Source organism: Cupriavidus sp. 05N40, from assembly GCF_056397305.1.
Genome location: NZ_JBFTND010000077.1, coordinates 31,122 through 45,034 on the forward strand (window position 1 = coordinate 31,122; position 13,913 = coordinate 45,034).

A 13,913-nucleotide genomic window follows, 5' to 3' on the forward strand; every position below is an offset into this window, starting at 1 on the left:
GTTTCGTCCCTGCCCTGGGCTTGCTGCCCTACATGACCGCGCCGAGCGACCATGGCACGAACTCGTTCTGCCCGTAGCCGTGCAGCTCGCTCTTGGTCTTGCGCCCCGACGCCGTGGCCAGCATCAGCCGGAAGATCTCCTCGCCCTTGCCGGCGATGGTGGCGCCGCCGTCGACGATATCGCCGCAGTTGATATCGATATCGGCGGCCTGCCGCTGCCACAGTGCGCTGTTGGTGGCCAGCTTGAGCGAAGGCGACGGCGCGCAGCCGTACGCCGAGCCGCGCCCGGTGGTGAAGCAGATCAGGTTGGCGCCACCGGCCACCTGCCCGGTGGCCGAGACCGGGTCGTAGCCCGGCGTATCCATGAACACCAGGCCCCGCGCCGTGACCGCCTGCGCGAACTCGTAGACCTCCACCAGGTTGGTGGTACCGCTCTTGGCCACCGCGCCGAGCGACTTTTCCAGGATGGTGGTGAGCCCGCCGGCCTTGTTGCCGGCCGACGGGTTGTTGTCCATGCTGCCCTGGTTGCGCGCGCAGTAGTCCTCCCACCAGCGGATGCGCGCGAGCAGGCGCCCGGCCACCGCCGGCGACACGGCGCGGCGCGTCAGCAGGTGCTCGGCGCCATAGATCTCGGGCGTCTCCGACAGGATCGCCGCGCCGCCGTGGCGCACCAGCAGGTCCACCGCCGCGCCCAGCGCGGGGTTGGCGGTCAGGCCGGAGTAGCCGTCCGAGCCTCCGCATTGCAGGCCCACGGTGAGGTGGCTGGCGCAGACGGCTTGCCTGTGCACGCGGTCGACATCCGCGAGCAGCTCCTGCACGATGGACACGCCGCGCGCCACCGCGCCGACGGTGCCGCCGCTGTCCTGGATATTGAAGGCATGCAGGCGCGCGCCGGCGCCGGCCAGGCTTTCTTCGGCCAGCAGGCCGTCGATCTGGTTGGTCTCGCAGCCCAGCCCCACCACCAGCACCGCGGCGAAGTTGGGATGGCGCGCATAGCCTGCCAGCGTGCGGCGCAGCACGCGCAGGTTCTCGCCCTCGCTGTCCGTGGCGCATCCTGCGCCATGTGTCAGCGCCACCACGCCGTCTACGTTGGGAAACGGCGCCAGCGCCCCGGGACGGATGTCGCGGCGGAAATGATCGGCAATCGCGCGCGCTACCGTGGCCGAGCAGTTCACCGAGGTCAGGATGCCGATGTAGTTGCGCGTGGCCACGCTGCCATCGGCGCGCACGATGCCGTCGAAACTGGCCGGCGTGTCGACGTAGGCGGTCGCATGCGCGTCGGCGCCCGCGGCATGATCACGCGCGAACTCGCCCATCGCCAGGTTGTGAGTATGCACATGCTGCCCCGGCGCGATGGGCTGGCGCGCAAAGCCGATGATCTGGTTATAGCGGCGCACCGGCTCGCCGGTGCCGATGGCGCGCACGGCAAGCTTGTGGCCGGGCGGCACCAGCGCCGCCACGGTCACGCCTTCGGAGGCGATGACGGTGCCGGGCACCAGCTGCCGGCAGGCGATCACGATATCGTCGGCGGGATGGATGCGGATGACCGTGGGTGCGGCGGGAAGACTGGATTGGCTTGCAGAAGGCATGTGGGCCCCGTCTCAGTTCGACCAGCCGCCATCGATCACCTGCGCCRTGCCGGTGGTGAAGGCGGACTCGTCCGAGCCGAGGTACACCGCCAGCGCGGCGATCTCGGCCGCGCTGCCGATGCGCCCCATTGGCTGGCGCGCCACGAAGGCGGCTTCCACCTCGGCCAGGCTCTTGCCGCCGGCGGCGGCCTGGTCCGCGATGCGCTGGCGCAGCGAGGGCGATTCCACGGTGCCGGGGCAGATCGCGTTGCAGCGGATGCCGTGCCCGACGTAGTCCGCCGCCACCGCCTTGGTCATGCCGATCACCGCCGCCTTGGTGGCGCCGTAGACAAAGCGGCTGGGCGCGCCCTTGATGCTGCCGGCCACCGACGCCATGTTGATGATGGAGCCGTGCCGCCGCGCCACCATGGCCGGCAGGAAGGCGCGCATCATGCTGTACATGGCGCGCACGTTCAGGTTCACCGAGAAATCGAAGGCGGCCTCGTCGCACTCGAGGATGGTGCCGTGGTGCACGAAGCCCGCGCCGTTGAACAGGATGTCGAGCGCGCCGGCCTGGCTGGCCACGGCCCGCACGGCAGCGGCGTCGGTCACGTCCAGTCGCAGCGCGGTGCATCCCGGCAGCACCGACAAGGCTTCGACCGCGGCCTCGTCGATGTCAGCGGCAATCACGCGCGCGCCTTCGCGCAGGAAGGCTTCGGCGGTGGCGCGGCCGATGCCCTGCCCCGCTGCAGTCACCAGGGCAAGCTTGCCCGCGAGTCGTTGGCTCATCTGTCGTTCTCCATCCAGGTTTCCGGCCGGCGGCCGGCAAAGACAATCAGGAAACCAGCGCCCGCGCCACCGTGCGGCGCGCGATCTCGCCCCAGTCCCACTCGATGCCCAGCCCCGGCGTGTCTGGCGCCATGGCATGGCCCGCTTCGATGCGCACGCGGCTGGCGGCGATGTCGTCCAGTTGCGGGATGTACTCCACCCAGGCCGCGTTCGGCACCGCGGCGCACAGCGACACGTGCAGCTCCATGAGGAAATGCGGGCAGATCGCCATGTTGTGGGCTTCGGCCAGGTGCGCCACCTTGAGCCACGGCGTGATGCCGCCGATGCGCGCCACATCGGCCTGCACGATGCCGCAGGCGCCCTGGCGGACGTACTCGGCAAACTGGCCGGGCGAGTACAGCGACTCTCCCACCGCCACCGGCACCGTGGTGGCGGCGGCCAGGCGCGCATGGCCGCCGACATCCTCGGCCGGCAGCGGCTCCTCGAACCAGGCGATGCCGATGGCCTCGAAATGCGGCGCGCGCCGGATGGCTTCCGCCGCGGTGAAGCACTGGTTGGCATCCACCATCAGCTCGAAGCTGTCGCCCACCGCTTCGCGCACGGCGGCCAGCCGCGCCACGTCGTCGCTGGCGCGCGCGTGGCCTACCTTCAGCTTGGCACCGCGAAAGCCCGCCTCGCGGGCGGCCACGGCTTCGCTGACCAGCGTGCCGGCGTCAAGGTGCAGCCAGCCGCCTTCGGTGGTGTAGACCGGCACGCGCTGCTGCGCGCCCCCGGCGGCGAGCCAGAGCGGCTGCGCATCGCGGCGGCAGCGCCAGTCCCACAGCGCGGTGTCGATGGCCGCCAGCGCCAGGCTGGTGATGGCGCCCACCGAGGTCGCGTGGGTGGCGAACAGGAGATCGCGCCAGATCGCCTCGATATGGGCGGGATCGCGGCCGATCAGGCGCGGCGCCAGGTGATCGCGCAGCAGCGCCATGACCGACGAGCCGCCGGTGCCGATGGTGTAGGCGTAGCCGGTGCCTTCGGAGCCGTCGTCGCAGCGGATGCGCACCATCGGCGTTTCCTGCGTGACGAAGGACTGGATGGCGTCGGAGCGCGGCACGCGCGGCGGCAGGTCCACCTGCAGCAGCTCTACCTGGACGATCGTGGCGGCGCTCATTTGCTGCCCACCAGGTTGGGCAGCCACAGGGTGATCTCAGGCACGTAGGTGATGGCGATCAGCGTCAGGAACAGTGGCACCAGCCACGGCAGGATGGCCACCGTGGTGCGCTCCACCGAGAGCTTGGCCACGCGCGCGAGCACGAACAGCACCATGCCCAGCGGCGGGTGCAGCAGGCCGATCATCAGGTTGAGCGTCATCACCAGCCCGAAGTGGATCGGGTCGATGCCGAGCTTGAGCACGATGGGCAGCAGGATCGGCACCAGGATGGTGATGGCGGCGGTGGTGTCGATAAAGCAGCCCACCAGCAGGATCAGCACGTTGGCGAGCAGCAGGAACACCCATTTGTTGTGGGTGAAGCCGAGGATGGCGTCGGTCAGCATCTGCGCCGCCTGGCTGGTCGTCAGCAGCCAGGCGAAGATCGACGCCGCGGTGACGATGAACAGCACCGAGGCGGTGGTCTCGATGGTATCGAGCGTGGCCTTGGCGAGCGAGCGCAGCGTCATGGAACGGTAGCGCACGAGCCCGAGGAAGAGCGCCCAGATCACCGCCGCCACCGCGGCCTCGGTCGGCGTGAACCAGCCCAGCGTCATGCCGCCGATCAGGATCACCGGCGCCATCAGCGCCATCACGGCGGAGAAATCGAAGTACCAGTCGAGCGCCAGCAGCACAACCAGCGCGCTCATCGCCGCCACGTTGGTGGAGACGCCGAAGCGCGTCATCAGCCAGATCGCCAGCGGGAACGCCAGCACCACCGCCACTTCGATGCTGGCATTGGCCAGCAGCTTCCACGAGAACGGCGTGTCGCTGCCCCAGCCGCGGCGGTGGGCGAACCAAGCCACCGTGCCCATCATGAACAGCGTCAGCACCAGCCCGGGCACGATGCCGGCCAGGAACAGCGAGCCGATCGAGACATTGGCCATCATGCCGTAGATCACGAACGGCAGCGACGGCGGGATGATGGGCCCGAGCGTGGCCGACGCGGCCGTCACGCCGACCGCGAACTCGGTCTCGTAGCCGTGGTCCTTCATGGCCTTGATCTCGATGGTGCCGAGGCCGGCCGCATCGGCGATGGCGGTGCCCGACATGCCGGAGAAGATCACCGAACCGATGATGTTGACATGGCCCAGGCCGCCGCGCATCCACCCCACCAGCGCCACGGCGAAGTTGTAGATGCGCCCGGTGATGCCGGCCACGTTCATCAGGTTGCCGGCCAGGATGAAGAAGGGTACGGCCAGCAGCGGGAAGCTCTCCACGCCGGCGATCATGCGCTGCGCCAGTATGACGTCCGGCGCGGTGCCGGAAGCCCAGATGTAGAGCAGCGACGCCACCGCCATCGAGATCGCGACCGGCAGGCCCAGCAGCATCAGCAGCAGGAAGGAAACTATCAGGATCCACATGGAGGCGCGCTCCCGGTTAGTCGTCGATGGTCTCGAACGCCTCGGGGCGCTCCAGGATGGAATAGCCCTGCGTCCAGTTCTGCCAGCACACCTGGCAGGAGCGCAGGAACATCAGCATGAAGCCGGCCAGGACGAGGTAATAGACCCAGCTCTTGCTCCACTCGATGGTGGTCATCGGCTCGTCGCCCACCACCAGGATGTAGCGCCAGACCAGCCAGCCGGCGTAGGCGAGAAAAGCGGTGCGCACGAGATCGACCAGGGTCGACAGCACGCGCGCCAGGCGCTGCGGCAGGTAGCGGTACAGCAGGTCCACCTGGATATGCCGGCTCTTGCGCACGCACATCGCGGCGCCGGCGAATACCACGCCGATCAGGCAGTAGGTGGCCAGTTCTTCGGTCCAGGCCAGCGAATCGTTCATCACGTAGCGCGTGAAGAACTGCAGGAAGACCAGGACCGTCATCAGCCAGAACAGGCCGAGCGTGAACCAGTCCTCGGCGGCGTAGCCGCTCAGGTCCACCGGCTGCCCGTCGGCCTCCTCGAAGCTGTGCACAAGCTCCTCGACCGAAGCCATGTGCGGCGTGCCGTCCGGCGGCGCGGGCTGCGCCGGCGCATCGGCCGTGATCCTGGATTGCATTTCCATCGGTGTGCTCCGCGAATGATTGGTGCTGGCCTGCGTCTGGTGTGCGATCAATCGACTTCTGCCCGGATGACTCGCGGGCGATGTGTCGTCGCCCCGCTCCCACTGTGCGGGAGAGGGGCGACGACACGCGGCAGCCCGGGCGCCCTCTTCCGCGTTTCCTGCCGCGTTTCCCGCCGCGTTCCTTGCCGCGGCGCTCCGGCGCATGCCAGCCTCAATGCACCGCCTGGATCTTTTCCCAGTCGGCCTTGCGATAGCCCTGCGATTCGAAGCTCACGTTCTTGAGCACCGCCTCGCGGTACTCCGGCACGCTGATCTCCGTCACGCTCAGGCCCTTCTGCTTGAACACCGACACCAGCTCCTTCTCGCGCGCGACCACGTCGGCGGTGGCGCGCGTGGCGGCTTCCTGCGCGACGTCGGTGAACATCTTGCGGTCGGCCTCGGGGAGCTTCTTCCACAGGCCGCCGGAGATCACGGTGTTGAGGTGGTCCACGATGTGGCCCGTCATCACGATGTACTTCTGTACCTCGTAGAACTTCTTCGCTTCGATCGTGGTGAGCGGGTTCTCCTGCGCCTCGACCGTGCCGTTCTGCAGGGCAAGGTAGACCTCGGCGAAGGCGATCGGCGAGGTATTGACGCCGCACGCGCGCGGCATGGCCAGGTAGGCCGGCACATCGGGCACGCGCATCTTCAGGCCCTTCATCTCGGTGCAGTGCGAGAAGGGCTTGTTGGAGGTGGACTCGCGCGTGCCGTAGTAGGTGGTGGCGACGATATGGTTACCGGACTTCTCCTCGTAGCCGCGCGTGAGTTCCTTGTAGATGTCGCTCCTGGTATAGGCCAGCAGGTGGCTGGCGTCGCGGAAGGTGTAGGGGTAGTAGGTCACGCCGATGCGCGGGAACGACTTGGCGGCGAAGCTGGAGCCCGAGATGATGATGTCCACCGTGCCCATCGCCAGGCCCTGGTTGATGTCGTTCTCCTTGCCGAGCTGCGAGGCGGGGAAGACATCGATCTGGTACCGGCCGTTGCTGCGTTTCCTGATTTCCTCGGCGGCCCACACCGACCACTTGTGGAAGGGCTCGGAGGTTTCATAGACGTGCGCCCACTTGAGCTTGGTCTGGGCCAGCGCGCTGCCGCATGCGAGCGTGGCCGCGCAGGCCGCCAGCAGCATGGCCGCGGGCAGCAGGGTGGAAGGCAGGCGCAGGGAAAATGGCTTCATGCTCGGTCTCCTTTTCGTTGGGTATGGCCGCGCGCTCTCTTGCGGATGCGCTGCGGCACTCGGGTCTGCTCAGGTCTGCTCGGGTCTGCTCAGGTTTGCTGCATCGATGCGGTGGTGAGTTGCACCTTGGTGCTGCGGGTCTTGTCGGCGGCCAGCCTGAATGCTTCGACGGCCTGCGCCAGCGGCAGCTGCGCCGACAGCAGCGGCCGCACGTCGACCCGGCGCTGCGTGAGATAGCGCACCGCCCAGTCGAACTCGCGCCCGAAGCGGAACGCGCCGACATAGTCCAGCTCGCGCGCCATGATGTCGTTGGCGGGAAAGTGCAGGCCCTCGGCGCTCAGGGTGCCGATCTGCACGATGCGCGCGCCGCGCCGCGCGGCGGCGAGGCAGGTGCCTAGCGCGGCGGCGCTGCCGGCGGCTTCGAGGCAGACGTCGGCGAGTTCGCGCAGCGCTTGCGGGTCGGCCTGGTCGGTGCGGATGCCCTCGTCCGCGCCCACGCTGCGCGCCACCTCGAGCGGGCGGTCGGCGATATCGCAGGCGATGATGCGCGCCGCGCCGGCCAGGCGCGCGGCCATCACCACCAGGCTGCCGATGGTGCCGCCGCCGGTCACGAGCACGGTCTTGCCGAGCAGTTCGCCGGCACGGTTGACACCGTGCAGCGCGACGGAGAGCGGTTCGGCGAAGGCCAGTTCGCCCAGCGAGATATCGGCATCCACCGGCGTGAGTTGCCGCTCGTGCATCAGGAAGTGCTCGCGGAACATGCCCTGCACGTGCGGGTAGACGCTGGCGCTGCCGAGAAAGCGCATGCCGCGGCAGAGGTTGTCGCTCCCGAGGCGGCAGTAGTCGCACTGGCCGCAGGCGTGCGAGGGATTGATCGCCACCTTGTCGCCGGGCGCCACGCGCGTGACGGCGCTGCCGACGCGGGCGACGGTGCCGGCGGCCTCATGGCCCGGCGTCAGCGGCTCGCGGATCACGAAGGCCCCGACCTTGCCGTGGAAATAGTAGTGCAGGTCGGAGCCACAGATGCCGGCTGCGCCAAGGCGCACTTCCACTTCGTGTGGGCCGGGGGCGGCGGGATCGACATGGGAGAAGCGCAGGTCTTCGCTTCCGTGGATATGGCAGACCAGCGACATCACGACTCCTTGGCAGGCTTGCGCGGCTTGCGCCGCGAATTGGGGGAGGGCGCCGGCGCGGCATCGCCGGCGACGGGCGCGGCGCCGGGCCATGCCGCATAGAAGCGCCCGTGCGAGGCTTCGAGGTGCTCGCACATGGCGTCGCGCGCGGCGTCGGGCGATGYCGCGGCGATCGCGGCAACCACCGCGCGGTGTTCGGCGATGGCCGCGCGCCAGCTCGCTTCGTTCTCGAAATGACTGCCGAAGCGGGCGAAGAGCGGGTTATGGCGCTCGTCGAACAGCTCGGCCACCATGCGCTGCAGCACGGCATTGCCGGAGACTTCGGCGATGCGCAGGTGGAACAGGCGGTCACCCTTGGCCGGGATGTGTCCGCTGCCGGCTTCGTCTTCCATGATGGCGATGGCCTCTTCGAGCGCGGCCAGCAGCGCCGGCGTGGCGTGGCGCGCGGCGTTGGCCGCCATCTCGCCCTCGATGGTCTGGCGCGCGCGGATCACGTCCAGCGGCGGCTCGGCCACCACGCTGGCGGCGCGCGCGCGCTCGGGTGGGCAGGCATAGATACCCGAGCCCATGCGCACTTCGACCAGCCCCTCCACCTCGAGCGCGATCAGCGCTTCGCGCACCGACGGGCGCGACACGCCGAGCTGGGCGGCAAGGTCACGCTCGGGCGGCAGGCGCGAGCCGACCGGGAATTCGCCGTTCTCGATCAGCCGGCGCAGCTGGTCGGCGATCTGGCGGTACAGGCGGCGGGGTTCGATCTGCTGCAGGGGCATGTCGGCGCGCAACTCCCGGGAATCCGTTCAGGCCTGAAGGTAAAGTGGCCTGACCAATTTTTAGGTGTTTTTTACGCGGACGACAAGGACAAGTTATGAGGCAGCGCAGCAAGGCCGCGCCTTCCATTGCCCTGGCGCCCTTCTGCGGCGCGAAAAGGAAGAATTGCGGAGCGCACAATGAATTGCCGCGCCAACCGTGCGCGCGGGTGCCGCGTGCCGCTTAGGTGACAACCCCGACGCGATCGGGCTTGGCGTACCGCCGACACTTTCTATACTGGAACAACAAGGAGAGAGACAGGAGACAGCCGTGCTGCACTTCACGTCACATGATCTTGTATTTCTGATCCCGATGGCGCTGGTTGGCATGATCGCCTTCGGCGGGATTCCGTTCACGGCCCGGGCTTTGCGCATCAGTTGCCGCGCGGCCGGCGCGATCTTCGGAGCCCTGCTGGCGGTGGCCCTGCTCGAGGCGCTGCCACTGCTCATCTGAGCACTGCCCGACGCATTGCGCGTTCGAGGGAACTGCGGGCTGACTGTGGAAAGGAGGCCGCGATGACGCTTGGGCTGCTGGCCACCATCATGGTGACTTTGTTGCTGGTCACCGTCGGCGCCGCGATCTGGCGCTGCAGCCATCCGTATCGCATGCGCTATCGCCGCTGTGCCGGACGCAGGCGGCGCGGCGGTATCTGCAAGGAATTGCAGCGTCACTGAGGCAGCGTCACTGAGCCGCCCGCCGGCGGCCGGGCGCCGCACGCCGGACACCAATGCCAGGCGTCAGGCGCTACGCTCCACGGCCTTGCCTGAGCCTTCCGGCTCAGATCTCGATCATCGCGAACTCGCCCTTGCCCACGTCACATTCGGGGCAGCGCCAGTCTTCCGGAATCTCTTCCCAGCGCGTGCCGGGGGCAATGCCGTCTTCCGGCCATCCCTGTTCTTCGTCATAGACCCAGCCGCAAATCAGGCAAACCCAGGTCTTGTAGGCAACGACTTCCTGCAGCAAAACGCACTCCTGTTTTCCATTCCGGGCCAGATCATACAAGCTTTTGGCCGGCAGCGGCTTGCGCCGCCGGCCCGTGGCGCCGGGTGCGCTGCTGCCTTGCCGGCCCTACTGGCGGATGGCGAAGTCGACCCGGTTGGGCGCGCCTTTGTCCTTGATGCCCTCGGCGCTGAGCTTGGGGGCGGTCAGGAACAGGTGGCTGTCCGGTACCTTGGCATCGCGTTCCAGCGCCTGCTTGACCGCCAGCGCACGCTGCTCGGCGAGTTGCCGCAGTTCCACATCGGTCACCGGTGCATTGTCGAGCAGCAGCTTTTCCATCTCCTGAGGCGGCAGCGACTTGGACAGGCCGATCATGTTGCGCGGCTTCTTGAACGATTCGCGCTTGTAGACCGCCTCCAGGTACTTCGGATATTCCTGCGCCGACACCGTCACCTTGGCACCCTGCTCGCCCTCCTCATTCTCTTCGGCCACCGCTCCCTCGCGGGCACTGGTGCGCAGGTCGCGTGCCTTCTGCTCGGCCACGCGCGCGTCGAGCCAGGCCCGGCGAGCGCCGGCCATGTCGGTGGCCGGATCGATGCGGCCGCTGATCTCCAGCCGTAGCGCGGGGCGGTCGGCCAGCGCCTTGCCGAGCGTGGCGATCTTCTCCTTGGCCGCCGGCGTCAGCGTGGCGGTGCCAGGTGGGAATTCCACGTAGCCCAGTTCGTCGCCGCCGCCGCCACCGAAGGCCGAGGCGATCAGCGAAAACGGCGAGGTGATGGCCTTGGTCAGCAGGTTGACGATGACCCGCGCGATCACCCCGCCGATGCTGAACTGCGGATCGGACAGCGAGCCCGACACCGGCAGGTTGATGTCGATCACRCCGTTGCGGTCCTTCAGCAGCGAAACCGCCAGCAGCACCGGCAGCTTGGTCGCGGTGGGGCTGTCGACCTTGTCGCCGAAGGTGAGCTGGTCCAGGTAGAGATGGTTGCGCGCGTCCAGCTTGCCGTTCTCGATCTTGTACGCCACATCCACCGTGAGCTTGCCCTTGGTGATCGGATAGCCGGCGTACTTGGTCGCGTACGGGGTGAGGCGCGTCAGTTCCACGCCGGCGGCCTTGGCGGCGATGTCGAGGTAGAGCTGGTCGGCCAGCGGGTTGAGCTTGCCGTCGATCGTGACCGGGRCATCGTCATCGATGCGCCCGGCCAGGGTCAGGTCGGCGGGGGCCGGATCGGTCGATGTGACCTTGGAGACCGAGCCCTTCATATCGGTCAGGTTGGCCGAGTAGTTGGGCTTGACGAAGAAGTCCGAGAAATTGATGTTGCCCTTCTCCACCGTCACGCCACCGATGCGGACCTGCGGCTTGGCAGCCGCCCTGGCGGCGGCGGGCGCCGGAGCGGGAGCGGCGGCAGGCGCAGAGGCCGGGCTGGCCTGCGTCAGGCTGGTGCTCGGCGCGGCTTCGCCTTTGGCGGCGCCGCCGGCCAGGACATCCTGCAGGTTCAGCCGGCCATTGGCGTTGAGGATCACGCGCGCGTAAAAGTCGGACAGCGCCACGCTGCCCACGCCCACCTTCACCGGCCCCTTCGACTCGTCCATGGCGAAGTCGATGCCGTTGACCGCCAGCGAGCGCCAGCGCAGGAAATCGTCGCCGGTCACGCGGTCCACGCTGCGCACATTGCCGAGCAGCGCATTGCCGGCGAAGCGCGCGGCAATCGGCTTGCCGCTTGGCGCATCCACGCCCAGGCGGCCCTTCACGGTCGCGGTGCCGCCGCGCAGCGCGGCGTTGAAGCGGTCGGCCAGGTAGGGCTGCATCGGTGCCAGGTCGATCTCGCGCAGGTCCAGTTGCAGCTGCACGGCCGGCACCGTGGGCAGCATGGTGCCATCCAGGGCCAGCACGCCGCGGCGGCCGGTCTCGGCCTTGAGCTTGAGCGGAATCGCGCCGCCGGCCATGGGCCACTGCAGCATGCCGGTGGCCAGGCTCACGTTGCGGTACTGGTGGATGACAGGTCGGTCGCGGTTGGCGACGGCCGGCTCGTAGTCCGTCACGCGCACCTCGCCCCCATCGAGCGAGAACTTGCCGAGCTGCGCCTTCCACGGCAGTGACCTGGCCGCCGGCGCGCTCTCCGGCTGGACGGTCTTGGCCGTGGCGACGGCCGTGCGCTGGCTTGCCTTCTGTTCGGACTGCGCCGCCCACAGGCGCGCGCTCTCGAGCAGCTGGCCGCGGTAATCGCGCGTGAGCGCCACCTGCGGCTTGGCCACCACCAATTGGYCGGCCTGGAAGGTATGGCCGGCGAGATCGAACGCGATGTCGTCGAGCGCCACGCGCTCGGCACGCATGACCGGCAGGTTGGCAGTGTCGCTGTCACTGTCGCGTCCACGGGCGCGGCGCGCATCGCGCCGGCGGGCATTGTCGGCGGCATTGCTGGCGGCATTGCTGGCTGCGGCATTGTTGGCCGCGGCATTGCCGGCCGCAGCGCCGCCGGTGGCCAATGCAGGTACCGTGACCGGTTCGCGCGTGCTCAGGTAAAGCGGCGCCAGCTCCACGCGGGACTTGTCCAGCGAGAACGCAAAGGCGGGGCCGCCCCAGGCCATCTTGTAGTGCAGTTCGGCGTTGACGGCGGTATCGCCGAGCTTGGTGCGCAGCTCGGGCGGCCACCACGCGGCAAATCCTTGCGGCCTGACGCCGCTGGCCTGCAGCGTGCCGGCCATGGTGCCGGAACGCAGCGTCAGTTCACCTTCGTGGCTGAGGCTTTGCCCCTCGCCCAGCGCCAGCTTGGCCTGTACCTTGGCAGGCTTGTCGCTGTCGCCGGACAGGCCCGCGACTTCGGCGTCCAGCGGTCCGAGCGCCAGCGTGCCTGGCCCGGAAGCGGCAAGCTCGTCGCGCAGCGCGAGACTGGCTTGCTTGATGCTGATCTGGTCGACCGCATAGGTCCACGGTGCCTCGGCCGGCTGCGGCTGCGCGATGCCCGCCGCCGCGGGCGCCGAAGCGGGCGCGGCTTTCGCGGCCGGCGCGGAGGCCGGCGCCGCGGCGCCGGGTGCGGGAGCAGGCCTTGCCGGCCTGGCTGGCGCCGTGGCGGTGGCCTGCGGCAGGAAGGCCTGGGCCAGGTCGAGCGTGCCATCGGCATGGCGCGTGGCGTTAGCAGCCAGTCCTTCCACCGTCACGCTGCGCAGGTGCGCCTTGTGGCCCAGCGGCTCGATGCGGGTGATATCGACGGCCAGGCGGCCCGCCTTCAGCAGCGGCGAGCCGTCGTGCTTGCGGATATCGGCCTCGCGCAGCGCCGCCGTGCCCGCCAGGAAGATGTCCTGCTTGTCCTTGTCCTGGATAAAGCGCCGTTGATGCGCGCGCTCAGCGTGGGCCGCGTGACGATCTCTACGTCGTGCGGCAGGTTGGACAGGAACGGCAGCGTGATGGTGAGGTCGTCCACGCGCTGCGTCTGCTGGAGCAGCTTGTCATCGAACACCAGGCTGCCACCGGTCAGGGCGATATTGTTGACGGAGAAGCGCGCCGGCTCGGACTTGGGCGGGGCCGGCCTGGCGGCGAAGCGCTCCTGGATGTCCGCGTAATTCATGCGGCCGCTGGCATCGCGCGCGAGGTGCAGCGCGGGCCTGTCGATATGCACGGCGTCCACTACCGGCGCCATGTGCCACAGCGAGGCGATGGCGCCGTCGATTTCCGCTTCGCCCAGCGTGAGCATCGGCGTGGTGCCGTCGGGCTCGTAGATGGTGACGTCGGAAACGGTGACCGCCAGCGAGAACGGCCGGACCTGGGCGCCGCCGAAGGTGACCTTGCGGCCGAGCGCTTCGCTGGCCTTTCCGGCCACGAACGACTTGATCAGCGGTGGCCCGCCGAAATACCCGGCCAGGCCGAACACCGCCAGCGCGGCCACGATGCCGCCGGCTACCCGCACGCCAGCCCGGCGGCGCGGCGTGGCGGTTGCCGCCTGCATGGAGAACTTGATTGCCATGTGATCCTGAAGAATTCGACCCCGAAACACCCTCACCCGAAATCCCGTTATTTCCGGGCTGCCGAAAAGCCGCGCACGCTGCGCACGCGGAATTCGCCTGCCGCCAACGCAAGAAGATGCGCTTTTATTATGCGGCTATCCGGCGAATCGGCCACTTTGTGGCCCTGATTTCACTTTTTACCCACATTATGGCAACGGTTCGGGGCAAAGCAAAGGCATTCAAACTAATCTCAAGGCGATTTCAGGACTGCAAATAATCCATTCAACTGGGCTGGTGCCGGCCGGGCCCGCGCCAATCTGGTATTGT

11 protein-coding genes and 1 pseudogene are annotated in these 13,913 nt (G+C 68.5%); 2 read left to right on the forward strand and 10 right to left on the reverse strand.

The features are described from left to right. Nucleotides 1-28: 28 nt before the first annotated feature. From AC1DO7_RS18875 to AC1DO7_RS18910, 8 genes are all read right to left on the reverse strand, one after another. Complete coding sequence (locus tag AC1DO7_RS18875) at nucleotides 29-1,588, reverse strand: UxaA family hydrolase (protein ID WP_441612224.1); 1,560 nt, start codon at nucleotides 1,586-1,588, stop codon at nucleotides 29-31. A gap of 12 nt (nucleotides 1,589-1,600) precedes the next feature. Next, nucleotides 1,601-2,356 carry an SDR family oxidoreductase gene (locus AC1DO7_RS18880; RefSeq protein WP_477116440.1) on the reverse strand — a complete coding sequence of 252 codons (756 nt, stop codon included), beginning with the start codon at nucleotides 2,354-2,356 and terminating at the stop codon, nucleotides 1,601-1,603. 46 nt (nucleotides 2,357-2,402) lie between these two features. Next, the gene (locus AC1DO7_RS18885; RefSeq protein ID WP_441612222.1) at nucleotides 2,403-3,512 is read right to left on the reverse strand and encodes a mandelate racemase/muconate lactonizing enzyme family protein; all 1,110 of its coding nucleotides are present in this window, start codon (nucleotides 3,510-3,512) and stop codon (nucleotides 2,403-2,405) included. After that, on the reverse strand, nucleotides 3,509-4,912 hold the full coding sequence (locus AC1DO7_RS18890; protein ID WP_441612221.1) for a TRAP transporter large permease: 1,404 nt from the start codon (nucleotides 4,910-4,912) through the stop codon (nucleotides 3,509-3,511). Before AC1DO7_RS18890 ends, AC1DO7_RS18885 begins: the two co-directional genes overlap by 4 nt. 16 nt (nucleotides 4,913-4,928) lie before the next feature. Continuing rightward, nucleotides 4,929-5,552 (reverse strand): TRAP transporter small permease, encoded by a 624-nt coding sequence (locus AC1DO7_RS18895; RefSeq protein WP_441612220.1) that lies wholly within the window; start codon nucleotides 5,550-5,552, stop codon nucleotides 4,929-4,931. A gap of 211 nt (nucleotides 5,553-5,763) precedes the next feature. Then, nucleotides 5,764-6,765, reverse strand: a complete 1,002-nt coding sequence (locus AC1DO7_RS18900; protein ID WP_441612218.1) for a sialic acid TRAP transporter substrate-binding protein SiaP — start codon at nucleotides 6,763-6,765, stop codon at nucleotides 5,764-5,766. Nucleotides 6,766-6,854: 89 nt separating this feature from the next. After that, entirely contained in the window at nucleotides 6,855-7,898 is a 1,044-nt protein-coding gene (locus AC1DO7_RS18905; protein WP_441612217.1) for an L-idonate 5-dehydrogenase, read from the reverse strand. Then, complete coding sequence (locus AC1DO7_RS18910) at nucleotides 7,898-8,668, reverse strand: FadR/GntR family transcriptional regulator (protein ID WP_477116441.1); 771 nt, start codon at nucleotides 8,666-8,668, stop codon at nucleotides 7,898-7,900. Before AC1DO7_RS18910 ends, AC1DO7_RS18905 begins: the two co-directional genes overlap by 1 nt. A 307-nt stretch (nucleotides 8,669-8,975) precedes the next feature. Here AC1DO7_RS18910 and AC1DO7_RS18915 point away from each other — a divergent pair, with 307 nt between their 5' ends. After that, nucleotides 8,976-9,158 carry a hypothetical protein gene (locus tag AC1DO7_RS18915; RefSeq protein WP_006163669.1) on the forward strand — a complete coding sequence of 61 codons (183 nt, stop codon included), beginning with the start codon at nucleotides 8,976-8,978 and terminating at the stop codon, nucleotides 9,156-9,158. 62 nt (nucleotides 9,159-9,220) lie between these two features. Beyond that, a complete protein-coding gene (locus AC1DO7_RS18920; RefSeq protein ID WP_441612215.1) occupies nucleotides 9,221-9,379 on the forward strand; it encodes a hypothetical protein in 159 nt (52 codons plus the stop codon). Nucleotides 9,380-9,482: 103 nt separating this feature from the next. On the opposite strand, the gene AC1DO7_RS18925 is transcribed toward AC1DO7_RS18920, so the two are convergent. Both AC1DO7_RS18925 and AC1DO7_RS18930 read right to left on the reverse strand, forming a co-directional pair. Further along, entirely contained in the window at nucleotides 9,483-9,668 is a 186-nt protein-coding gene (locus AC1DO7_RS18925; protein ID WP_441612214.1) for a rubredoxin, read from the reverse strand. A 105-nt stretch (nucleotides 9,669-9,773) separates the two neighbouring features. Beyond that, a pseudogene (locus tag AC1DO7_RS18930) lies at nucleotides 9,774-13,606 on the reverse strand (DUF748 domain-containing protein). Nucleotides 13,607-13,913: the final 307 nt, after the last annotated feature.

What these genes read in the sequence shown, in the direction of transcription:
- AC1DO7_RS18875 (WP_441612224.1), bottom strand. Translation starts at nt 1,588, where the DNA reads ATGCCTTCTGCAAGCCAATCCAGTCTTCCCGCCGCACCCACGGTCATC.
- AC1DO7_RS18885 (WP_441612222.1), bottom strand. Translation starts at nt 3,512, where the DNA reads ATGAGCGCCGCCACGATCGTCCAGGTAGAGCTGCTGCAGGTGGACCTG.
- AC1DO7_RS18890 (WP_441612221.1), bottom strand. Translation starts at nt 4,912, where the DNA reads ATGTGGATCCTGATAGTTTCCTTCCTGCTGCTGATGCTGCTGGGCCTG.
- AC1DO7_RS18895 (WP_441612220.1), bottom strand. Translation starts at nt 5,552, where the DNA reads ATGGAAATGCAATCCAGGATCACGGCCGATGCGCCGGCGCAGCCCGCG.
- AC1DO7_RS18900 (WP_441612218.1), bottom strand. Translation starts at nt 6,765, where the DNA reads ATGAAGCCATTTTCCCTGCGCCTGCCTTCCACCCTGCTGCCCGCGGCC.
- AC1DO7_RS18905 (WP_441612217.1), bottom strand. Translation starts at nt 7,898, where the DNA reads ATGTCGCTGGTCTGCCATATCCACGGAAGCGAAGACCTGCGCTTCTCC.
- AC1DO7_RS18920 (WP_441612215.1), top strand. Translation starts at nt 9,221, where the DNA reads ATGACGCTTGGGCTGCTGGCCACCATCATGGTGACTTTGTTGCTGGTC.